The sequence below is a fragment of the Flavobacterium petrolei genome, from assembly GCF_003314435.2.
Taxonomy (GTDB): Bacteria; Bacteroidota; Bacteroidia; order Flavobacteriales; family Flavobacteriaceae; genus Flavobacterium; species Flavobacterium petrolei.
Genome location: NZ_QNVY02000001.1, coordinates 455,046 through 477,655, shown reverse-complemented (window position 1 = coordinate 477,655; position 22,610 = coordinate 455,046). Strand labels below are relative to the sequence as shown.

The 22,610-nt window shown below is 33.5% G+C and carries 26 protein-coding genes; 13 read left to right on the top strand and 13 right to left on the bottom strand.

The window, feature by feature from the left end:
- Positions 1-2 precede the first annotated feature (2 nt).
- Positions 3-518: a gamma carbonic anhydrase family protein gene (locus DR871_RS02125; RefSeq protein WP_113665052.1), complete on the top strand. Its 516-nt coding sequence runs from the start codon at positions 3-5 to the stop codon at positions 516-518.
- Between the two features lie 28 nt (positions 519-546).
- Here the strand turns inward: DR871_RS02125 and DR871_RS02120 are convergent, their stop codons facing one another.
- From DR871_RS02120 to DR871_RS02100, 5 genes are read right to left on the bottom strand one after another with little or no spacing between them, the layout of a single operon-like run.
- Complete coding sequence (locus DR871_RS02120; RefSeq protein WP_113665053.1) at positions 547-1,260, bottom strand: LytR/AlgR family response regulator transcription factor; 714 nt, start codon at positions 1,258-1,260, stop codon at positions 547-549.
- A 52-nt stretch (positions 1,261-1,312) separates the two neighbouring features.
- The gene (locus DR871_RS02115; RefSeq protein ID WP_113665054.1) at positions 1,313-2,401 is read right to left on the bottom strand and encodes a sensor histidine kinase; all 1,089 of its coding nucleotides are present in this window, start codon (positions 2,399-2,401) and stop codon (positions 1,313-1,315) included.
- Positions 2,402-2,764 carry a DUF4907 domain-containing protein gene (locus DR871_RS02110; protein ID WP_113665055.1) on the bottom strand — a complete coding sequence of 121 codons (363 nt, stop codon included), beginning with the start codon at positions 2,762-2,764 and terminating at the stop codon, positions 2,402-2,404.
- Positions 2,751-3,758, bottom strand: coding sequence for a Kelch repeat-containing protein (locus DR871_RS02105; RefSeq protein ID WP_113665056.1), 1,008 nt, complete (start codon positions 3,756-3,758; stop codon positions 2,751-2,753). The genes DR871_RS02110 and DR871_RS02105 overlap by 14 nt, the downstream gene beginning before the upstream one ends.
- Before the next feature lie 15 nt (positions 3,759-3,773).
- A complete protein-coding gene (locus DR871_RS02100) occupies positions 3,774-4,622 on the bottom strand; it encodes a hypothetical protein (protein WP_113665057.1) in 849 nt (282 codons plus the stop codon).
- Between the two features lie 229 nt (positions 4,623-4,851).
- Here DR871_RS02100 and DR871_RS02095 point away from each other — a divergent pair, with 229 nt between their 5' ends.
- Both DR871_RS02095 and DR871_RS02090 read left to right on the top strand, forming a co-directional pair.
- Positions 4,852-6,174, top strand: a complete 1,323-nt coding sequence (locus DR871_RS02095; RefSeq protein ID WP_113665058.1) for a DUF4270 family protein — start codon at positions 4,852-4,854, stop codon at positions 6,172-6,174.
- Positions 6,175-7,410, top strand: a complete 1,236-nt coding sequence (locus DR871_RS02090; RefSeq protein WP_113665059.1) for an aromatic hydrocarbon degradation protein — start codon at positions 6,175-6,177, stop codon at positions 7,408-7,410.
- Position 7,411: 1 nt separating this feature from the next.
- Here DR871_RS02090 and murI read toward each other — a convergent pair whose 3' ends face one another.
- The 8 genes from murI to DR871_RS02050 form a co-directional block, all read right to left on the bottom strand.
- On the bottom strand, positions 7,412-8,191 hold the full coding sequence (murI, locus tag DR871_RS02085) for a glutamate racemase (RefSeq protein WP_113665060.1): 780 nt from the start codon (positions 8,189-8,191) through the stop codon (positions 7,412-7,414).
- Between the two features lie 111 nt (positions 8,192-8,302).
- Positions 8,303-8,803 carry an OmpH family outer membrane protein gene (locus DR871_RS02080; protein WP_113665061.1) on the bottom strand — a complete coding sequence of 167 codons (501 nt, stop codon included), beginning with the start codon at positions 8,801-8,803 and terminating at the stop codon, positions 8,303-8,305.
- 21 nt (positions 8,804-8,824) lie between these two features.
- Positions 8,825-9,835 carry an OmpH family outer membrane protein gene (locus DR871_RS02075; protein WP_113665062.1) on the bottom strand — a complete coding sequence of 337 codons (1,011 nt, stop codon included), beginning with the start codon at positions 9,833-9,835 and terminating at the stop codon, positions 8,825-8,827.
- Between the two features lie 35 nt (positions 9,836-9,870).
- Positions 9,871-12,600: an outer membrane protein assembly factor BamA gene (bamA, locus tag DR871_RS02070; RefSeq protein ID WP_113665063.1), complete on the bottom strand. Its 2,730-nt coding sequence runs from the start codon at positions 12,598-12,600 to the stop codon at positions 9,871-9,873.
- Positions 12,533-13,273: an isoprenyl transferase gene (locus tag DR871_RS02065; RefSeq protein WP_113665479.1), complete on the bottom strand. Its 741-nt coding sequence runs from the start codon at positions 13,271-13,273 to the stop codon at positions 12,533-12,535. Before DR871_RS02065 ends, bamA begins: the two co-directional genes overlap by 68 nt.
- Before the next feature lie 4 nt (positions 13,274-13,277).
- Positions 13,278-13,952 (bottom strand): type IX secretion system protein PorG, encoded by a 675-nt coding sequence (porG, locus tag DR871_RS02060; RefSeq protein WP_113665064.1) that lies wholly within the window; start codon positions 13,950-13,952, stop codon positions 13,278-13,280.
- Positions 13,953-14,120: 168 nt separating this feature from the next.
- Positions 14,121-15,005 carry an NAD kinase gene (locus DR871_RS02055; protein WP_113665065.1) on the bottom strand — a complete coding sequence of 295 codons (885 nt, stop codon included), beginning with the start codon at positions 15,003-15,005 and terminating at the stop codon, positions 14,121-14,123.
- Positions 15,006-15,088: 83 nt separating this feature from the next.
- On the bottom strand, positions 15,089-15,748 hold the full coding sequence (locus DR871_RS02050; RefSeq protein ID WP_113665066.1) for a CBS domain-containing protein: 660 nt from the start codon (positions 15,746-15,748) through the stop codon (positions 15,089-15,091).
- Positions 15,749-15,861: 113 nt separating this feature from the next.
- Here DR871_RS02050 and DR871_RS02045 point away from each other — a divergent pair, with 113 nt between their 5' ends.
- The 10 genes from DR871_RS02045 (at position 15,862) to DR871_RS02000 (ending at position 22,530) form a co-directional block, all read left to right on the top strand.
- Complete coding sequence (locus tag DR871_RS02045) at positions 15,862-16,575, top strand: pyridoxine 5'-phosphate synthase (RefSeq protein WP_113665067.1); 714 nt, start codon at positions 15,862-15,864, stop codon at positions 16,573-16,575.
- A 105-nt stretch (positions 16,576-16,680) separates the two neighbouring features.
- The gene (locus DR871_RS02040; RefSeq protein ID WP_113665068.1) at positions 16,681-17,439 is read left to right on the top strand and encodes an alpha/beta fold hydrolase; all 759 of its coding nucleotides are present in this window, start codon (positions 16,681-16,683) and stop codon (positions 17,437-17,439) included.
- A gap of 53 nt (positions 17,440-17,492) precedes the next feature.
- On the top strand, positions 17,493-17,837 hold the full coding sequence (locus DR871_RS02035) for a phage holin family protein (RefSeq protein WP_113665069.1): 345 nt from the start codon (positions 17,493-17,495) through the stop codon (positions 17,835-17,837).
- Positions 17,838-17,923: 86 nt separating this feature from the next.
- On the top strand, positions 17,924-18,295 hold the full coding sequence (locus DR871_RS02030) for a hypothetical protein (RefSeq protein WP_113665070.1): 372 nt from the start codon (positions 17,924-17,926) through the stop codon (positions 18,293-18,295).
- Between the two features lie 153 nt (positions 18,296-18,448).
- A complete protein-coding gene (locus DR871_RS02025; RefSeq protein WP_113665071.1) occupies positions 18,449-19,324 on the top strand; it encodes a DUF3347 domain-containing protein in 876 nt (291 codons plus the stop codon).
- Between the two features lie 20 nt (positions 19,325-19,344).
- Positions 19,345-19,824, top strand: a complete 480-nt coding sequence (locus DR871_RS02020; RefSeq protein WP_113665072.1) for a TlpA family protein disulfide reductase — start codon at positions 19,345-19,347, stop codon at positions 19,822-19,824.
- The gene (locus DR871_RS02015) at positions 19,821-20,351 is read left to right on the top strand and encodes a heavy-metal-associated domain-containing protein (protein ID WP_113665073.1); all 531 of its coding nucleotides are present in this window, start codon (positions 19,821-19,823) and stop codon (positions 20,349-20,351) included. Before DR871_RS02020 ends, DR871_RS02015 begins: the two co-directional genes overlap by 4 nt.
- Entirely contained in the window at positions 20,351-21,160 is an 810-nt protein-coding gene (locus DR871_RS02010) for a hypothetical protein (RefSeq protein WP_113665074.1), read from the top strand. The genes DR871_RS02015 and DR871_RS02010 overlap by 1 nt, the downstream gene beginning before the upstream one ends.
- A gap of 75 nt (positions 21,161-21,235) precedes the next feature.
- Positions 21,236-21,967: a DUF3347 domain-containing protein gene (locus DR871_RS02005; RefSeq protein ID WP_113665075.1), complete on the top strand. Its 732-nt coding sequence runs from the start codon at positions 21,236-21,238 to the stop codon at positions 21,965-21,967.
- Positions 21,968-21,969: 2 nt separating this feature from the next.
- Positions 21,970-22,530 carry an AraC family transcriptional regulator gene (locus DR871_RS02000; RefSeq protein ID WP_113665076.1) on the top strand — a complete coding sequence of 187 codons (561 nt, stop codon included), beginning with the start codon at positions 21,970-21,972 and terminating at the stop codon, positions 22,528-22,530.
- Positions 22,531-22,610: the final 80 nt, after the last annotated feature.

Below are 22,610 nucleotides of genomic sequence, written 5' to 3'. Positions count from 1 at the left end.
TCATGCTAATAAAATCTGTTAACGGCAAATCGCCTTCAATTCCTGAGGATTGTTATGTTGCCGAAAATGCCACTATTGTAGGCGATGTCTCTTTTGGTGCAAATTGTAGTGTTTGGTTTAACGCAGTAATTCGTGGCGATGTCAATTTCATCAAAATAGGTGATAAAGTAAATATCCAAGATGGAGCAGTTATTCATTGTACCTACAAAAAACACCCAACTATTATAGGAAATAATGTTTCTATTGGGCATAATGCCATTGTACATGGATGTGTTGTTCACGATAATGTACTAATAGGAATGGGAGCAATTGTGATGGATAATTGTGTCATCGAAAGTAATTCGATTGTGGCTGCCGGAGCTGTAATAACTCAAAATACAGTGGTAACATCAGGCTCAATTTGGGCGGGAGTTCCTGCCAAAAAGGTAAAAGATATTAATCAATCTGACTTTGCCGGTGAAATTGAACGCATTTCTAATAATTATGTAATGTATTCGAGTTGGTTTAAAGAGGAATAGGATTTAGATTTTAATGTACTATTTCAAATTATAAATTGATTTTCTCAAAGAAGGAGTTCTTGTAACTTTCACTAATTGGGATTCTTTTTTCGGCAATGATTACTTTGTTTTTTTGGATTGATTTCACGTGTTTTATATTGATAATATAGGATCTGTGAATTCTAGCAAATCCTTTAGAGGAAAGCAAATTCTCCAGTTTAATAAGGCTGATCAATGTTAGCGTAAACTTATTGTCTGTGGTGTAAATCTTGACATAATCTTTCAATCCTTCTATAAACAAAATATCCGAAAAATTTAATTTTACATTTTCATATTCAGCTCTTACAAACATAAAATCCTGTTCGATTTCAGGAATAGAAATGGGACTGCTATTTACAGGTAGATTTTGTGGATTGAAAATTTGTTGTGCTCGTAAAACGGATTTTAAAAACCGATGAAAAGGAATAGGTTTTACTAAATAATCAACTGCGCCAAGATTAAATCCTTCAACAGCATAATTTGAATAAGCTGTTGTAAATATAATTAACGGCTTTTTTTCGATGGCATTAATAAAATCAATTCCTGAAAAATGAGGCATTTCTATATCCAAAAAAATCAAATCAACATTAGATTGATTGATTATGGAAAGGGCATCAATGGCGTTAGTAAATGTGTTCACCAGTTCAAGTGATTCTACTTTGCTTACAAATTCTTTAATCAAATCAACCGCTAATGGTTCGTCATCTATAATTACACATTTCATCTTTTCTGTTTTTATTTTAAATTTAGAACAACTAAAGCTAATAGTAATTTCCCTAATTAAAAGAAGTTTGAATCTGGTCTAGTTTTAGATTTAAATGAACACTGTACTTACTGTCGGTTTCAATGATAGTGAGTTGGTGTGAATTAGGATAAAGGAGATTCAGGCGACTTTCAATATTGGTCAATCCTATTCCTGAATTTTCCGGATCTTTTCGGTGATTTTCAATTTTGTTTTCTACCCAAAAATCTAAAATATCTTCATCAATTGTTATTTTAATTTTTACAAAAGCTGCCCCTTTATAATCCGTGCCATATTTGAAAGCATTCTCAATAAATGAAATCAAAAGCAACGGTTCTATGTATTTATTTTTTGTCTCGCCATGAATATTGATGGTGATGTTTTCAATATTATTCAATCGCAGTTTTTGCAGCTCAAGATAGTTTTTTATGTAATTGATTTCTTTTTCCAGAAATACCGATTTATTATCGGTTTCATACAACATATACCGCATCATTTCTGACAAAGTTACAATGGCATCCGGAACTAAATCAGATTTTTTATAGGCTAATGAATAAATGCTGTTCAGGGAATTAAATAAAAAATGTGGATTGGTCTGTTTTCTTAGATAATTTAATTCTGTAGAAGTTCTATGCGTCTCGGCTATTAATTTGTTTTGCTGATTGTTGTATAATTCAGACAAAGTTTTAATAATTGTACTAATTGTAATGATTAATATGTAGAAAAAAGAAGGGACAATTTTTAAAAAAAACGGCTGTTTCCTTTTGAAATTTGGGTTTAATAAAATCTCTTTTCCGGATTGATTTATTATTCTTAAAGGCCTCATGTTTTGAAATTCGGGCATAAAGAAAATAAACCGAACAATCATAAATAGGGTTATTAACGCAATTGTAATCAAGAAATATTGCCAGTATTTCTTTTGCAAAAGCAATAAGGGGACTAGGTATAAATAATTCAGATAGAATAATAGTATTCCGGTAGTCCATTGTAAATAGAAATCGACGCCAATACGAAAAGGACTTTCGTAAAACTGAAGTAGTGAGGTAACAATGAAAAAACACCAAATCATACTATGAAAAAGTATTTGGTTTAAATTGTTATTTTTAATTCCTTCTATGTTCATCTAGATTTTTACAGCTAATAAAATTAAATCTTTTTTTGTTACCGTAGGCGATAAATCATCTTTCAATTTTTGTAATACTAAGTTCCCTACTTTCAGCGCTTCTTCTTCTGTTTTGAAGCTTTTATTTTCGCTGATAACAGGAATTATAGTTTGTTTTATTATAGTTTTGTCCTTGTTAGTTATGCAATAACCCCAGCCCGTAGCTGTTTTTAAAGATTGTACCTTTAGGTTTTCACTTTTGTTGCAAGATATAAATAGAAACAAGCCCAGTGTAAAAAGTAGTATGTTTATTTTTTTTACTAAAGTAAAATTCTTCTGGATTGTAGCCCAGAAGAATATATTTGTTGGTTTAATTGTCGTCATCGTTTTGTTCTTCTAAAGGTTTAAATTCCCATGAATCATCAAAATAAGTGGTTCCGGTTCTTCCAAGCATCACAAATCCTCGCTGGTTGATTGAAAAACCTATTGCATCTGTTCTGGCTGAACCTTCAAGAGATGTTCTTTCTTCCCAACTATCAGTTGTTGGATTGTATTCCCATATCGTTTTTGAGCTTTCGCCACAAGCAACATATCCTAAACCGTTCATAGAAAAACTTGTTGCATTAGAACGTAGAATTACATATTCATCATTGTAACTATCGTCATCATCAGTGTCTTGATCTATGTCGCGTTTTCTTGTCCATAGTTCAGTTGCCGGATCAAACATCCAAAAATCAACTTGGTAAGCTCCGTTATTTACTCCTGTTCCAAAAAAAGCTTTATCATCAATTACAAAAACTGTAGCATTTCGTCTTTTTTCTCCGCTAAAACCATTTGATAATGACCAAGAATCGGTAGTTGGGTCGTATTGATAAAAGTCTTTCAGATAATTCCCATCATAACCGGTTCCAAAATACGCTTTACCGCCCACTTGAAACCCCACTGCTGAATAGCGTGCTGTTCCTGCAAAATCAGCTTTTTTCATCCAAGTGTTGCTGCTGGGGTCATATTCATAAAAATCCTTTAATTTATTAGTACCATCATAACCAAGACCTATATAGCCTTTTTCGTTTAATTCAAATCCAGAAGCCGAACTTCTTGCTGACCCAATGAAATCAGCTTTTTGCTCCCAATAATCGCCTGTTGAATTGTAAGCCCAAAGATCCTTTAGGTATTCATCCCCTGTATATCCAGTGGTTACAAAAGCATAAGTGCCAATTACGAAACTCGTTGCGCTTGATCTTGCCGGCCCGTCAAAGGAGGATTTTTTAATCCAGTTTCCTATTAAATCTTCGTCATCGTCATCATTGCTGCAGCCTACAAATACTAAACTTGCAAAAAGTGTAGTGAACAATATTCCTTTTTTAAAAATATTCATAATTTATCGTGTTTATTAATGTTTGTATTTTATTCCAATGTTAAAAATGTAGCCGTTAGTGCTATTAAAATTAAGTTTTGAGTCGCCACTGCTATTCGTTAGATTATACTTTTTGTTGAATTCGTAGCCTCCTTTTAAACTTACAAACCAGTTTGAGTCCATATTTCTTTCATATTCTAATGCCGAAGTCATTTGTGAAAAACTCACTTTTGTAGCCGCATTCAAATGGTCAAGAACTTCGGGTTTGTCTAGGTTGTAAAAATTTCCATTGAAACTATTTGTCAAACTGAAACTATTTCGTGCGTTATTTGAATAAGAGAATGTGGAGTTTGGAAAGCCAGCTTCAATAAATGCATTAGGGCTGATTTGATGATAAAAAGAAAAAGTAGGCAGTATTTCCGGTTTGCCAAAAAGCGCCATCCTTTTTACTCCAATGCTGATTGTGTTTGAATTATTGAAAGAATGAGATGTCTCTAAACCACCGAGAATCGACACATCAGAAATTCCAAGATTATTTTCGAAATTGACCATTGGATTAATTTCTATATTCAGTTTTGTAGTACCGCTTAATTGATGAGAGAGCTTAAAATCATTTTCGAAACCGTTATACTGATTCAGACTATTTTGTAAATCATAATTTTCTAATGAATAATCGACTCCAATATTCTTGTACTTGAAGGTGTTGGTTATTTTATTTTTAGTGTCAATATTTTTAAAAAAAGTTAGTCCAATTCCAGTTTCATGTATTGTAATTTTCTCCGTTGGTTGTGTTTTTATATTTAACTCTAAGGAATATCCGCTTTGGGCTGATGCAGTAAGAATTGGAATCATAAACAACAGATTTGCTAAAGTCTTTTTTCTCATAATTTTTTTATTGATTCAAAAGTAGATACGTTATCCAACTAAAAAAAAGAATATATATGTACCGTCCAATTTCATAGACTAACGGGGCATTTGTAAGGTCGAATGATTAATTACTTGCTGTATCTTAATTATAGAGTAGAACGGCCATTTTATAGACACAAAGCTGTGAGCGGTATATGTTATTATGCGGTATAAAGTGGTCTCCTATATATTTGTTCAAAAAACATTTATGCACAAGGTATTATTTTTGCTGGTTTTAGGGATTATGATGACTTCATGTAACTCTGATGCTGACGCTGGAGAATTTGTTGTTGGTTCTGATTATTTATCGGTTAGTAATAAAGTAATATTAATAGATACTGTAACTGTTGACGTTTCTACTATTAATTTTGATTCATTAGTTACATCCAGTCAGAGCAGAATTTTGGTAGGTAATTACGACGATCCTATTTTTGGAAAAGTAAAATCAGATAGTTATTTTCAGCTCTCGGCTACAACGTACAGTCTTTATAATGAAAGTTCTGATACTGATGCTCCAAATTATGTTTTCGATTCGATTAAAATGGTCTTAAAACAAGATAAGTATTTCTACGGAGACACAACAAAAGTGCAATCTCTCAGTATTCATAGATTGACACAAAAGGTTAAGCCAAACTCAGATGATGATAGCTTTTACAATAATTCCAGTTTAAGCTATGATGTGGAAAGTCTCGGTAGTATTTCATTTAAACCAAAACCCAATAGTATGGATTCGGTGGTTGTGAAACTGGATAATGAATTTGGAAATGCTCTTTTTTTAAAATTGAAAAAACTTGAAATATCAAATTCTGATGAGTTTATAGAATATCTCAAAGGATTTGTTATCAAGTCAACATCAGGGAATTCCTCTAGTGTTGTAGGTTTTAATTTGTCTAGCGCACTTCGGTTGTATTATTCAAAATACCAAGGCGATACAGAAACCTCATTAATTAAAAACTTCTCTATTTTAGATGTCTCCAAGCAATTTAATAATATCACTTTAGATAGAGCTGGAACACAAATTCAGGATTTACCTGTTTCTTCCAGTAAGCTGTCCAGTTTGTTAACGGGGAATAAAGCTTTCATTCAATCAGGGACAGGGCTTGCTTGCCGAGTTGATTTTCCTAATATTAAACAATTGAAATACCTCTCTGAAAAAGGGGCAATTGTAGATGCTGAGTTAATCATAAAACCAATAAATAATACCTATTCAGTTGCTTATCCTTTAGTGGATTCTTTACGTGTTTTTGTAGGGGATAAATTAAATAGAATCAAAGGAACGCTAAATACTATAGATGGAACGGCTGTTTATGGACTCTTGAACGCTACAAGTGATGAATTCAATGAGAATATTGGGTATAAAATTTCTATTGGTGCTTTTTTACAAGCTGAAATGCTAAAGGAGTCTGACTCTAGATCGTCCTTAATTCTCACATTGCCCAGTATTTCAAAAGCAGTTGACAGACTGGTTTTAGGTGATCAGAAAAATTCGACCAACAAAATTCAATTGAAAATTTATTATATTTCTTATTAGATGAAAAATAAAATAGCATTCTTAGCTTTGTTTCTTTTTATAACAACAGTTTCGTTTTCACAAAGTATTTCCAGTTCTCCATACTCTCTGTATGGTTTAGGAAGTTTATATGATTCAGATTTTGGTCCGATTCCCGGAATAGGTTCTTCCGGTATTGCTCTGCCCTCAAACCGATTTATCAACAATTTAAATCCAGCATCTTTAGGATTTATGGATCAGAATCATTTTTTATTTGACATTGGAGGGAAAGCTATCTTATCCAGTTACGAAAACAACTCAAAAAAAGAGGGTCGAAATAATGTGCAATTTTCTCACATTGCTTTAGCTTTTCCAGTTTCTAAAAAATCTGCTTTTAGTTTGGCGCTAAAACCCTATTCGAGTTCTACATTCAAAATATCTAATTTATCATTGCCTATTCAGGATAGTCAGGAAAACTATACTTTGAATGCTACCGGAACAGGTGGATTAAATGATTTTGATATTTCCTATGGCTATAAAATTGGTAAAAAAATTGCATTGGGGCTTTCTACCTCTGTCCTTTTTGGAAATACTACAGATGATAGAGATTATAGTATTGCTAATTCGGTAACGAATATTTATAAAAAGACAAATTATAATGGCGTCAGGGCATCTCTGGGAGGCCAGTTCTTAGTTGATTCTACATTTACTTTGGGAATGAATTTGAAATCTCCAACAAAAATAAATGCTACTAAAGTACAATCCGTAACTTCAGTCTTTAATTCAGGATCTTTGGCTATTGAGTCAGAGGTTGCGTCGGATACGGATGATTACTATATGCCATTGGAAATAGGAGTGGGTTTAAGTAAGGTTTTTAAGAATAACTTAAATCTGACACTAGATTACGGAAAAGGATTGTGGAATAGCACCAATCAATCTGATGTGTATGGGAAGTACGTAAACCAGGATAAATTTGCTTTGGGATTTTCTTATAGTAAGCCAAGAGATATAAGGAGCTACTCTGATAGGATTCAATATTCAACGGGATTCAATTATGATACCGGTTACCTCGAAGTTGATAATAAAAGAATTAATGCTATGTCGTTTTCAGTTGGAGTTTCACTTCCCATCGATAATACATTTTCAGCACTAAATATCAGTTATTCATTTGGACAAAAAGGTAGAATTACTGACGGATTAATAAAAGAGAATTATCATAAATTGTCTCTTAATTTAAGTTTGGACGGTATTTGGTTTGTTAAAAGAAAATTTGAATAGTTTAAAACTCTATTTCGTCAACCTTAAAGTTATTACCTAAAATTTCACTTAAAACTTTAGGATTGGTATTGGTATAAAAAACAGGTTGCTTCTCCTCAACGGAAGCGAATCCTACTTTTTCCCGAAGTATATGTTGCGTTTGCTTAGCTACAGCTTCACCCGAATCAATAATATGAATGTGTTCCGGCAGTATTTTTTTTATCTGCGGAATCAAATAGGGATAGTGGCTGCAACCTAAAACTAAATAATCAATATTAGCTTTTATCATAGGTTCTAGATAGGAGTGAAGCAATTTAGTCATTTCTGGCGAATTGATTTCTCCATTTTCAATTAGCTGAACTAATCCGTGACCTACCTGTTCTATTATTTTAGTGTCTTGGTACTTTTCAGTAGTTTTATTAAAAAGTTCACTATTCAGCGTTCCTTGTGTCGCTAAGATTCCTATAATCTGCGTTTTCGAATGTGTGACTGCTGGTTTTATAGCCGGTTCTATTCCTATAAACGGAACGTTATATTTTGCTCTTAATTCCTGAATTGCATTCGTGGTTGCGGTATTACAGGCTACTACTATTAATTTACAATCCATTTCAAGCAAGAAATCGGTATTTTTCATGCTCAGTGCGACAATTTCTTTTTTAGATTTTTGTCCGTAAGGTGCATTTTTACTATCTGCAAGATATATCGTTTTTTCATTTGGCAACAATTGATGAATCGCTGACCAAATGGAAGTTCCGCCAATACCTGAGTCAAAGATTCCTATAGGTTGATTATTGCTATTCATAAAAACAAAGTTACATGCTACGATTTAAATTTCCTATGATTTGTTTTAAACAAAAAAACTGCTCAATCCTTTGTTAGGGTGAGCAGTTTTTATTATGATTAATGATTTCTTTTAGAAACCTAAATCTTTCTTAACATCCATAGTCAAGTTTGGACCATCAGCTAATAAAAGAGAAGAACCATCAAGAACATATTGGAATCCTTTTGCTTTTCCTACTTTTTGGATAGAAGCTCTTACTTTTTCCATTAATGGTTTTACGATATCAGATTCTTTTTGTTGTAATTCTTTTTGAGCATTGTCTCTGAAATCAACAATTCTTTTTTGCATATCCTGCACTTCTTTAGAACGATCTCCGTTTATAGCTTCAGTAACAGTTGCAGCTTCAGCTTCGTATTTTTTTAATTTTGCTTGGTATTCTTCAACCATCTTTTTGTAATCAGCATCATAAGTAGTACTCAATTTATCTAATTGTTTTTGAGCTTCTAACATTGCTGGCATTTTTGTCATAATTTCACTTACATCAACATGAGCTGTTTTTGCTTGTGCATTCATTGTTTGATTTGCTCCTAACATTAAAATTGCAGCAATTAGTAGAGTTTTGATTTGTTTCATCGTTTTTAAAATATTAAGTAATTAATTATTGTTTGTTTTTTCTTTTAACTTTTCTTCTTTCGCTTTCCTAGCCGCTTCTCTTTCATCCAGAATTTTTTTTCTTCTTTCTTCTAAAATCTTTTTGCGGTCTTCCAACACTTTTTTACGGTCTTCTAATGTTTTGGCTCTTGCTTCAGCTTGATTTTGTTTCACATCATCTGCAATTGCTGCAGCCTCATTATTTTTAGTTAAACTTGTTGGTGCATCTTCTTTTTTAACATTTGCAGAAACCGTGCCATTTTTTTTAGCTTCTCTGTCAGCTTGAATTTGTTTTCTTTTGTCGTCAAATTCTTTTTTCTTTTGCTCTTGAAGTAATTTTCGGTCTTCTAGAACCTTCTCTCTTGCTGCTTTTTTATCATCTAATAGTTTTTGGCGTTCAGCCAAAGCCGGATTATCATCTAATGCATCTTCTTTACTTTCTCTTTCTTCCGCTTCTTTTTGCTGTTTTTTGGTCAGTTGCTCTCTTTTTTCGGTACGGTTTAGAACACGTAAAACCTGATCACTGATGTCAAATCTTTTGGCTGCAAAAAGCATTGTCAAGTCGGAAGTTTTATCAAATATGAAATCATATTTTAATCGTTCTGCAATATCTTGAACTGCTGTAAAAACTTGGTCTTGAATTGGTTTTACCAAAACAGATTTTTGAATGATTAAATCTCCGTTAGCACCAAAACGTTTCTGTTGGTAATCTAAATTTTCATTTTCAAGGAAACTGATTTCGGTTTCTCTTTCGTCTATCAATTCTTTAGTGAGCAATGCTTTTTCTGCTTTTAAAGCTTCCTTTAATTTATTGATTTCAATTTTTTTAGCGTCAATTTCCGATTTCCATTTTTGAGCTTTTTGCTCCAATTGAATTTTTGCTTCAGTGTAGTCAGGAACATTTTGTAAAATGTATTCCATATCAATGTAGCCTAGCTTATTTCCTCTGGTTTGCGCATTAATTGTTTGCATGGCAATTAAAGCTAAAAATACATATAAAAATTGTTTTCCCATAACTATACTATATTAGAAAATCATACACCAATTTTTTAGAATTGTTGCCCAATGATAAAGTGGGTTTCCCATCCATTAGCTTTTGCTTGTCCCGGTAATGCGTCAAATCCATGTCCAAAATCGATTCCTAATAAACCAAATGCTGGCATAAATACACGTAGACCAACTCCGGCAGAGCGACTTAATGCAAACGGATTATAGCTTTTGAAATCACTAAATGATGATCCTGCTTCCATAAAAGCCAAGGCGTATATTGAAGCTGATGCTTTCAATGTAATTGGATAACGCAATTCCATTGAGAATTTATTAAATACTGTAGCTCCAATTTGTTCTCCAGCACTATTAACAGGTGTCAACGAGTTATTAGGATATCCTCTTAACTGGATCGTCTCTCTACCATCCATCGAAAAGTTAGCTAATCCATCACCACCAAGGTAGAAACGTTCAAAAGGAACGGCTCCTCTTTCTTGATTGTATGAGCCTAAGAAACCAAATTCAGCTAATGCTCTAAGTACTAGTTTACCATAAATTTTGGTATACGTGTCAGCTTTGAATTTAACTTTATAATATTCTAACCAATTAAATCTCTTTTGATCGACTTTACTTACGTCAGCTGCCGCTAATGAAAAATTAGAAACCTTATTACCATTAGTGTCTATGTAATCTCCTATGTTTACAATGTTTCCATTGGCATCCGGAACATTTTGTCGGTCGACGGTATTTTTTAATTTATATTCCTCTTGGTCTCCTAACGTGCCATAATCTACACCATTAAGTAAAGAGTAAGGTGGAGTTAACTTTGCTGAAAGACTGAATTCAGAACCATAAGTAGGGAATATTGGATTCAATCCTTTGCTGTTTCTTGTAAGTCCTATAGTATATGCTAAGTTTCTTGAAGTTCCGTTTCCAAATGTAAACAGACCTGTATTATAATTGTTTAAGGCATAATGCTGATAACTGATCGATTGTGATAATACAAAGAAATCATCTGGAACAGTAAGTCTTTTTGCCAGACCAACAGATAACGTCAAGATGTCAAAACTTTTTGTTTTATCTGCACGCTGAGTAATAAAATTGTTTAAAAACTGCTTACTGTATGAAATAGAAGAGCTAAATGATACTGGTTTTTTTCCGCCAAACCATGGTTCTGAAAATGATACGCTATAGGTTTGGAAAAAAGTACTAGCTTGTAAACGCAAGGATACTTTTTGACCATCTCCCATCGGCAGTGGTTTATAAGCATCTTTATTTAACATGTTTCTAGCTGAGAAGTTGTTAAAAGAAAGTCCAAGCGTACCAATGAAACCACCACCGCCATAACCTCCTTGAAGTTCAATTTGACTGGAACCTTTCTCTACAAGATTGTATTCAATATCAACAGTTCCGGCTCCTGAATCTACATTTTTAAATTTAGGATCGATTGCTTCTGGATCAAAGAATCCTAGTTGACCAATCTCACGAATGGTTCTTACTAATTCTTCTTTACTATATTTCTCTCCCGGTTTTGTTCTTAATTCACGGTAGATTACTCGGTCATTTGTTTTGTCATTTCCTACAACTGTAATTTTATTGAAGTAAGCAATTGGACCTTCTGTAATTCGTATTTCAAAATCTATAGTGTCATTTGCAGTTTTAACCTCAACAGCATTTACATTAGAAAATAAATAACCGTTATTTTGGTATAAATTGGTAATGTCTTCTGCATCTGGTTTAGACTTATCGGCAATTCTTTTTTCAAGAAGAACACCATTATAAGTATCTCCTTTTTTGACGCCTAAAATTCTACTTAAACCCTGATCGGTATAAACGGTATTTCCTAAAAACTTAATGTCTCCAAAATAATATTTATTTCCTTCTTCAACATTAATTTTGATGTTTAACGCATTTTTATTCTTATCATACGTTACAGAATCCGAAAGTATTCGTGCATCTCTGTATCCTTTTTCTTTATAAGTTGCAATAACTTTCTCTAAATCAGTTTTGTATTTATCTTTTATAAATTTAGAAGCTTTTAAAAGTCGAATAGGATTTTTTTGTTTCGTTTCTTTCATTGCTTTACGCAACGTTTTGTCGGATAATTTTGTATTTCCAGCAAAATCAATACTCTGAATTTTTACTTTATCGCCTTTGTCAATAGCAACAAGCATATTGACCTGGTTTACCGTTGCAGTGTCTTTAACGGTATTGATGTTTACTTTTGTGTTGTAGTATCCGTCTTTTTTGTATTTGTTTTCGATGTAGTTTTTAGTAGTCGTAATCAAGTTTTCATTAACTACTTTTCCTTTGTTCAACGAGTTATCTTTAATTAAACCTTCCGTTTTTGTTTTCTTAATACCTACAAATTTCACCTCGTTTAATTTAGGTAATTCGATAATGTTTAAGTCAAGATAAATACTATCATTCTGTATTTTATTTATATAAAAAGAGATTTCATCAAAGAGACCTAATTTACCTAATTTTTTTATAGCAGCACTAATTTCCTCGCCTGGAACAGTTATTTCTTGACCTTTTTGCAAACCAGAAAAAGTGACAACGGTTTGCGAATTAAAACTGATATCTCCCACTACGGCTACATCGGCAAGAATGTATTTTTTACCTTGATCAAAAGGAACTCTTTCTTGAGCTTTAACTTGTGTAAAACTTCCGAAAATCAAAACGGTAACGACTATTTTTATGCTTTTATTTAACACTAAAAAATTATTTAATTTGTTCACTTGTTTTTCCAAATCTACGTTCTCTTTTTTGATAACTAATGATAGCCTCATATAAATCTTGTTCTTTAAAGTCTGGCCACAATATGTCAGTAAAATACAATTCTGAATAGGCAATTTGCCACAACAAAAAGTTACTTATCCTATGTTCTCCACTTGTTCGTATTAGTAAATCTACGTCAGGTAAATTTTGCGTGTAAAGATGCTCATTAATAATGGAATCGTCAATACTGTCTATTGAAATTATATTATTTTTAACTTTACTGCAAATGTTTTTTACCGCACTGACAAGTTCCTCTCTAGAGCCGTAGCTTAACGCCAAAGTCAGCGTCATTTGTGTGTTGTCTTTAGTCTTGTCAATTACATCAAGGAGCTCTTTTTGTGCGGATTTTGGTAGTTTTTCCAAATTACCAATAGCATTAAGCTTGATGTTGTTTTTTTGTAAGGTGGTAAGTTCCTTTTTCAAGGAGTTGATGAGTACCTTCATTAAGGTCTCGACCTCTAGTTTTGGTCTGTTCCAATTTTCAGTGGAGAAAGCGTAAAGCGTAAGGAATTCAATGCCTAGTTTAGCACTGGATTCTATGATAACCTTCACTGATTTTGTTCCGCTTTCATGTCCCAAAGCCCGTAAAAGTCCTTGCTGCTTTGCCCAACGTCCGTTGCCATCCATTATTATGGCTAAGTGTTTGGGTAATCTTGTCGCGTCGATATGCTGTAGTAAATTCATTTTTTTATTCTCCGCAATAACAGGGTTTTTCTCCAAAAGTATACGTTAAGGTAACTCCTGAAAAAACATACCAATCATTATTATTTATATTTCCAAATTGTTGATTAAAACTTCCGTCTATATTATCTGTCAAAGTATATCTGGCTCCCGTTTCTACTGCCAAAACGAAACTTCGTGTTATGTTTGACTTGATTCCTATACCCATAGGTATTGCTATTGATTTTTTTCTTTCTGTTCTACCTTGTACGGATATATCTGCTTTAGTATTTGTTAAGGTATATTTACTTGAAAAATAATTTACACCAGAAAAAACATATGGAGTTATTTGAGTACTCAATTTATGAAGATTAAAATCGAAAAAGTTGAATTCAAGACCTAAAGATACTTCTTTTAAGTTATTTTCAAAACGATACCCTCTTTGGTTTCTACTAGTTTCTTCTGAATCTAAATCATTCGATGTAATGTCAGATTGAATGTAGGAAAATCGATAAGCGTGTCGGGGACTTTTATTCCATTTGTACAACAATCCAAAAGCAGGCTCGTTTGGCGCAATATAAGTTGTCGGACCTATATCACCAATGTAGTTGCTCCCGCCTAGAAAAACTCCGACCTCATGGATTTGGGCTTGGGCCATCATCAAAGGGAAAAAACAGAAAAATAAGTAATAGATCTTGTTCATTAAATCAAAAATTGCGTGCAAATATAATAATTATCAATTCGATACAATACCCATTCTGTTAAATGTGTGTTTTTTTAGGAATTAGAGCTATAACTAACACTAAATAAGTATTTGTTTCATTAAAACGGGAAAAATCGATAAAATCGTATAACGCTTGAGTAAAATGATTTAATTCCGTTTGTCTTCTCCCCAAAGTAATTTACTTCGAAGTGTTTTTAAAAAGGTTTCTTCGGGAATTTCAACCATATTAATTTGAAATGGGGTTTTCTTTAAAGTCAGTATGGATTCATTTTTTACCGAAGTGACTCTGGAATCTAAGGAAACCAAGTAATTTTCCTCTCGTCCCGAAACTTTCAATCTGATTTCAGTTTCATCCGGAACTACCAGTGGTCTGGCGGTGAGATTGTGGGGTGCAATAGGGGTAATAACTAAGCTTTTTACATCTGGTGTCAAAATTGGGCCTCCACAACTTAAGGAATATCCCGTAGATCCAGTTGGTGTAGAAATAATTAAACCGTCAGCCCAATAGGAATTCAAAAATTCATCATTCAAATAGGTATCAATCGTAATCATCGATGTGGTATCTTTTCGGCTAACCGTAATTTCATTCATCGCAAAATTGATTTCGTCAATCGATTCATTGGGTGGTGAACAGGTTAAGCTTAGTAATGCTCTTTTGGAAATTGTATATTTTTTGTCAATCACAAATTGCATAAATTCAGCAATGTTCTCTTTTTGAACGGTTGCCAGAAAACCAAGTCTTCCTGCATTTATACCTAATATGGGGATGCCGGAATCTCTAACTAATGTTGCTGCTCTTAATATTGTTCCGTCTCCGCCAATGCTGATTAACATGTCAAAGCTGGAGTCAAGTTCCGTATGGGAAGTGAAAGTTTTGTATTTATTTTCGACAATCTTCCTTTCATTAAGCATCAACAAAAAATGAGACTCGATAATCATCTCCACATTGTTTTTGTTAAAAAAAACAAAGATGTCATTTATAATAGGTTCTGTGCTGTTTTGATAATATTGACCGTAGATCGCTACTTTCATCTTTTTTTAATCGTTAATTTGATTATTGGGTTGTTTGAGATGGTGGTTGCAATAACCGAATCATCAAATCTCCGAATAAGCGGTTATATGTTCAGGTATTTGTCTAAATAATCAGACCGTTCCTTTAAGTTGTTAATATAATTGTCTTCTTGATGTTCTGATATGATTTCATAACCGTATCTTCTAAAAGTTTGGATTATTTCGTTCATTGCTCCCAAAGTTATTTTCATAGTCACTTCCACACTATCCACATCGGCTTCTGAAATGAATAAACCCAAAAGCTTGCCGTTATTGCTTTCGACAATTTGAGTAATCTGACTCATCGAATAATCTAAAATTGGTTTTCTGACAATAATAATTCCGCCTGGTTCTTTTAAAAAGGGTGTTTCATGAAAAAATTTCATGATATCTTCTATTTCATAATACCCTACGTACGTATTGTTTTCGTCCAAAACGGGAACTAAATTTGTATGGTTTTTTGCGAAAACTTCTAAAACATCCAGCCAAATCGTATTCGTTCTGGCAAAAAATCCCTCAAGCGTAAAGCGGTAATCGGCTACTTCTTTGTCACTGTCGAAGGTTTCAATATCTTCCGATGCAATACTGCCAATATAAACGCCCTCTTCTACAATTGGAAAATGGGAAAAGTGTAAGTCGCTAAAAAAGTCTTGAACGGCCGCAATAGAATCATGGCTGTCAATCGCTTTAAAATCATTGGTAATATATTCTGTAATTTCTGTCATAAATCAATCGGCAATATTTCATGCAAAATAATCAAAAATAAGCAAAATCTCCTAAGTTTTACTTTGTATTTTTGTCCTGACAAATACAAGTATCAAAATCAAAAAGTGTTCTAATGACAAAATTAAGTGTAAACATCAATAAAATAGCTACTTTGCGAAACGCTCGTGGCGGTAATGTTCCCGATTTATTAAAAGTGGCTGCCGACATTCAAAAGTTTGGAGCCGAAGGAATAACCATACATCCGCGTCCGGACGAGCGCCACATTCGCTATCAAGATGCCCGCGATTTAAAGTCTGTGGTTTACACCGAATATAATATTGAAGGAAATCCAGAGAAAACATTTATAGATCTTGTCTTGGAAATAAAACCGACACAAGTGACTCTAGTGCCAGATGCGATTGATGCCATAACCTCTAATGCGGGTTGGGATACCATAAAACATGCCTCTTATTTAACTGAAATCGTTCAGGAATTTCAACGCAACGGAATCAGAACTTCCATTTTTGTAGATCCAGTTCTGGAAATGATTGAAGGTGCAAAGAAAATTGGAACCGAAAGAATCGAATTGTATACCGAAGCATTTGCTCATCAATACAGTTTAGGAAATCAAAAGGGAATTTTGCCGTACACTGAATCGGCAATTTTGGCTAATGAACTTGGATTAGGAATCAATGCAGGTCATGATTTGAGTTTGGATAACATTCAGTTTTTCAAACAAAACATTCCAGGATTATTGGAAGTTTCTATTGGTCATGCTTTAATTTCCGAAGCTATCTATCTTGGATTGGATAATGTGGTAAATATGTATTTGCAAAAATTAAAATAGTTTTTTTAATCATTAAGAAATTAAGGTTAGTAAGCTTTACACTTAATCTATCTTAATTTCTTAATGGTTTGTAATATAAATTATAATGTTAAAATCTAAAATTATATGCTTTTTTCAAAAATAGAGGGCTTAGGAAAACCACTTTTAATTGTTCACGGATTTCTGGGAATGTCAGATAATTGGAAAACACTCGGAACGCAATTTGCGACTGATTTTCAAGTTCATGTTCTCGATTTACGCAACCACGGGAGAAGCTTGCATTCAGAAGAGTTTAGTTATGAAATCATGGCGCAGGATGTTTACGAGTATTGCAAAGCTCATAACTTAGAAAACATCAATATAATAGGACACTCGATGGGCGGGAAAGTAGCGATGCTTTTGGCCACTACTTACCCGGAACTAGTAGATAAATTAATTGTGGCTGATATTGGACCTAAATTTTATCCGCAACACCATCAGGATATTTTGGCGGGATTGAATGCGGTAGATTTTTCAATAAAGCCAAGCCGAAGTGATGTCGAAGAAATTATGGAAAAGTACATTCCTGATTTTGGAACCCGACAATTCTTAATGAAAAATTTATATTGGCAAGAGCCGGGACAATTGGCTTTCCGATTTAATTTGGCAGTTTTTAATACAAAAATGGATGAAATAGGAATTCCGTTACCAGAAGGATTTATTTTCGAGAAACCAACATTATTCATTCGCGGTGGAAATTCAAAGTATATTTTAGACAGCGATTTCGAAAACATAAAACAACATTTCCCGGATTCAAGCATTGAAACAATCCCTAATGTAGGGCATTGGCTTCATGCTGAAAACCCAGCCGATTTCTATCAAAAAGTTATTTCCTTTTTGAAATAAACGAATCAGATTTAAATTTTTCTTACATTTATTAAATCTTAAAATAAAAAACCATGAATTTACTGATCAAAATTCTTATTACTTCTGGCTTAGTATTGCTTATAGCGAACTTTATGCCTGGCGTTCATGTGGCTGGATTTACTACAGCATTAATTGTAGCCATTGTTCTAGGGTTACTGAATATATTTATCAAACCAATATTGGTAATTCTTACATTGCCGGTTACTATCCTAACTTTAGGATTATTTTTGTTGGTCATAAACGCGCTTATGATTTTATTGTGCACAAAAATAGTAGGCGGATTTAGCGTGGATACGTTTTTGACGGCTTTGATTTTTAGTGTTATATTATCAGTTTTGCAGTCTATAATGAATGGAATATTAGGAGAAGGAAAGTAAAATATTGTTTTAACACGCATTTGTGATTGAATCAATTTACAGTATTTCTTAATTTTATACCTTTGTACTTCTATATCAGATAAACAATGTCTAAAAAGTTTTACATAATGTTATTGGTTATGCTTGGTTTCTTTATGACACCGGGCGTAGCTTTTGCATGTGCTACAAAAACGGAGAAGGCATGTTGCAAAAAAGAATCTTCTTCAAAAAAGGACAAGAAAGACTGTTGCAAAAAAGAAAAAAAATCGAATGAAAGTTCACATGACGGCTGCAAAGGTGCTTGTAAAGATGTTACTTGCGGCAGTTCGACAATTTATTTAGGGTTGACTTCGGCGTTTTATACCGAATTAAACAACCAAGTTTTTAGTTTTTCTACTGAAAAACAAAATTATTATTACTCGGAAATCTTTATTTCTTCGCATTTCCGTTCTATTTGGCTTCCACCCAAAATAAGCTAAATTCCTTCTGTGACAGCCAAAAGACTGTCTGTTTTAAAGCATTTTATGCTTTTATAATCATTAAATTTTAGTCGAATACAAATTGAAATGTAGCGGAATATGCTATTGTTTTGAATGTTTTTGCGACTAATTCACTTCAAAATTATTAATATAATGAACTCAATAAAAAAAATATTGATGGCAATAATCCTATTGCTTTCAGTTACAAGTGCAAGCGCGCAAATTAAAAACAGCAAAACAGAAACTGCCAAAATATATGGAAACTGTGATATGTGTAAAAGCAAGATAGAAACTGCCGGAAACTTGAAAAAAACAGCGAAAGTGGAGTGGAATAAAGATTCCAAAATGGCAACACTTACCTATGATTCTACCAAAACGAGTCAAGACGAAATTTTGAAACGCATCGCTTTAGCCGGTTACGACAGCGATAAATTTCTTGCGCCGGATGCTACTTATGATGTATTACATGGATGTTGTCAATATGATAGAGAAGCAAAAGTTGCCGTTTCAACAGAGATGAAAATGGAAACTACTAGTACAGAAAATCATGCAAACCACGTCAATCATTCTGATGCTCCAGTTGCAAAACAACAAGTGGATACTAAATTAAAAGTTGTTTTTGATACCTATTTTCTTTTGAAAGATGCTTTGGTGAAAACTGAAGGAAAAGCTTCTGCTACTGCAGCGAAAGACGTTCTGACAGCTTTGAATGCAGTAAAAATGGACGAGCTTGCTATGGATGTTCACATGATTTGGATGAAAGAAATGAAGGGTTTAATGGCTGATGCCAAGAACATTTCGGAAACTCAAGATATCAAGCGTCAAAGAGAATTTTTTATTCCTTTTTCAAAATCGATGTATGAATTGATAAAAGTGGCTAAATATGAAACTCCGGTTTATCTTCAGTTTTGCCCAATGGCAAATGACGGTAAAGGTGCAAACTGGTTGAGCAAAGAAAATACGGTTAAAAATCCTTATTATGGTTCCCAAATGATGACTTGTGGAAAAACAGTCGAAACGATTCAATAAGCGATTAATAGGAATATAAAATGAAAAAAATAATGCTGCTATTCAGTTTAATAATCAGTATTTCAACTGCATCCGGCCAAATGAAAATTGGAGACAGTTTGCCTGATTTAGAACTCAAAAATAATAAAGAGACCACCATAAATTTAGTTTCTCTAAAAGGGAAAACGGTCTTGATTGACTTTTGGGCTTCTTGGTGTGCGCCTTGTAGGCTGGCTAATAAAAAACTGGCTCCTTTATACAATGAGTATAAAGATGAAAACTTCGAAATTGTTGGGATATCGCTGGATACGGACAAAACCAAATGGATGAATGCTATTCAAAAAGATAAATTAGCGTACGAGCAATTAATCGACGCTAAAGGTTTTGATGCGAAATCTGCACTGCTTTTTGGAGTTGAAGAATTACCTAATTCATATCTATTTGATGCAGCAGGAAAATTAGTTGCCATCAATCCAACGGAGGAAGAAATAATCATACAAATAAAAAATAAAGTAGAATGAAAAATATAAATTTAAAATTCATTGGTATTGCTTGTTTGGTTTTAATGACAAGTGTACAATCCTATTCTCAAATCTCAAAAGCTGAGATAATGGCGACTGGTTTAACCTGTTCTATGTGTTCCAATGCGATAAACAAACAACTGAAGGCAACCGTTGGTGTGGATAGCGTGAGTACTGATTTGAACACGAATACCTTCACGGTTTATTTTAAAAAAGAAAGTAAAATTATGCCAAGAGTATTGAAAGAAGGTGTTGAAAAAGCAGGCTTTTTTATCGGTTCATTAGTAATTACAATGCCTACAGAAAGCTTAAAAACCGAAGGTGATAAAACCATTTCGGTAAACGGTTCCACTTTCGTTTTATTGAATGGAGAACTTAAAGACAGTAACGGAGAAACAAAAGTAAGGATTTTTGATAAAGGATATGTCACTCAAAAAGAGCATAAAAAACTGCTTAAAACGTTTTCAAAAACTGCGACATATTCTTTAAACAATGATGACGATTACCATATTAAAGCTGTACTATAATGAGAAATTTTTTAATCGTATTTACGCTTTTTGTTATTCAAGGAATATCGGCTCAAGAGCTTTTTGTGGTTACTGATCCGGCAAGTAATGTTCCTGCGGGTTCATTAGGAGTTCGTTTGGGACAATCCATTTTTAAGGAGCAAATGCAATCACGATATAATTACCATGTCATGCCCGAAGTTACTTTGGGAATCAATAAAAATTTGATGGTGAGAACATCCATGTTTGTCAGCAATAGAAGCAATCAATTGGTAACTGAAGGCGCCAGTTTTTATACAAAATATCGTTTCCTTTCCACGGATGATTTACACAGTCATTTTAGGATGGCAGCATTTGGAAGATACAGTTTCAATAACTCCGATATTCATCAGGAACAGTTAGAAATTTTGGGACAAAATACAGGTTTTGAAACTGGAATTGTGGCTACTCAACTGATAAAAAAACTAGCCATAAGTGCTTCTGTCAGTTATGAAAAAGCATTCGACAATAAGCCGGGTTACAAATTTCCTGCAGCGCAAAGTGATAACGCCACTAATTATACATTGTCGTTTGGAAGACTGATGTATCCAAAAAAATACACTAATTTTAAGCAAACAAATATCAACACAATGGTTGAGTTTGTAGGACAAACATTAAACGAAAATGGAAAATCGTATTTGGATATTGTGCCTTCCATTCAATTTATCATAAACAGCCAAGCCCGAATTGATGTTGCTTACAGGCATGAATTATACAGTTCTATGTTGCGGTCTGCGCCAAATGGATTTTATCTGAACTTAGAATACAACTTTTTTAATATCATAAAATAAATTTTAGGGCTTGAATTTAGGCAGTGAATAGCTAATTTAAATAGAAGTCATTATATTATTATAAAAAAAAATACCATGAAAAAAATACTGTTTTTGTCTCTGATTGCGACTTTTATGACGGTTTCTTGTAACCAAAAAAACAAAGAAGAAACAACTTTGAATTCTGATAAAACTGAAAAAAAGGCTGAATTATACTCTTGTCCAATGCATCCTGAAGTAACAGGCGTAGCTGGAAGTGAATGCCCTGAATGCGGAATGGAATTAACCGAGAAAGTGGCGCAAACAAACGCAGCTGATAACGAAGCAACTCCTGTTGCTGTTGCTAACGAAAAATCCAGTGCCATAACTGCAACTGGAAATGTGAGCAAAACGGCTTTCCCAACCGATGCAATTGTTTCCAATTATCTGAAAGTTAAAAATGCGTTAACAAAAGATGATTCAAATAGGGCTGCCGCTGCCGCAAAAGAATTAATTGCGACTTTGAATGGTTCGACCACAACTTCTTTGGATACCAAATCAAAAAATAAGTACAATGGTTTTGTGGCTGATGCCAAAGCGCATGTCAAACACATTGGCGATAATGCCGCTAAAATCGACCACCAAAGAGAATATTTTTCCTTATTAAGCCAAGATATTTTTGGTTTAATAAAAACATTTGGAACAAAACAAACGGTTTATCAGGATTACTGTCCAATGTACGGAGAAGGAAAAACCGGGTACTGGATCAGTGAAACTAAAGACGTGATTAATCCCTATTTTGGTTCGGAGATGCTGAATTGTGGCAGAAGAATTGGGGCTGTCAAATAATAATGAAGCTTAACATAAAAAATATGGTGTGCAACCGTTGCATTACGGCAGTGGAGTTAGAGTTGGAAAAACTCGGACTTCATGCCGTTTCAATAGCGCTCGGAGAAGTCGAATTAGAGACAGAATGTACCGAAACTCAAAAAAGGGATTTGCTCAAACGCTTACGTTCTTTGGGTTTTGATTTAATCGATGATAAAAAAAACAGAACCATCGAAAGAATTAAAACAGTGCTAATTGATTTGGTTTACAACAAAAATAATGTGTTAAACAGCAATTTATCGGATTATTTATCAAACGATTTGGCACAAGATTATAGTGCTTTGAGCAATTTATTTTCGGAGATAGAAGGAATTACAATTGAGCGGTATTTTATTGCTCAAAAAATAGAAAGAGTCAAAGAATTATTAACGTATGATGAGTTGACTTTAAGCGAAATCGCCATTCAACTTCAGTATAGCAATGTGGCACATTTGAGCAATCAGTTCAAAAAAACAACTGGATTTACGCCAACTTATTTTAAACAATTGAAAGTAAAAACGAGAAAGCAAATCGATGATTTGTAATCACGCAAACCTTTTCCAAAATTGTGTAACAAGGGAATGACGGAATAATCGGAGATTCGTGGTATCAAAATTTGAGTATT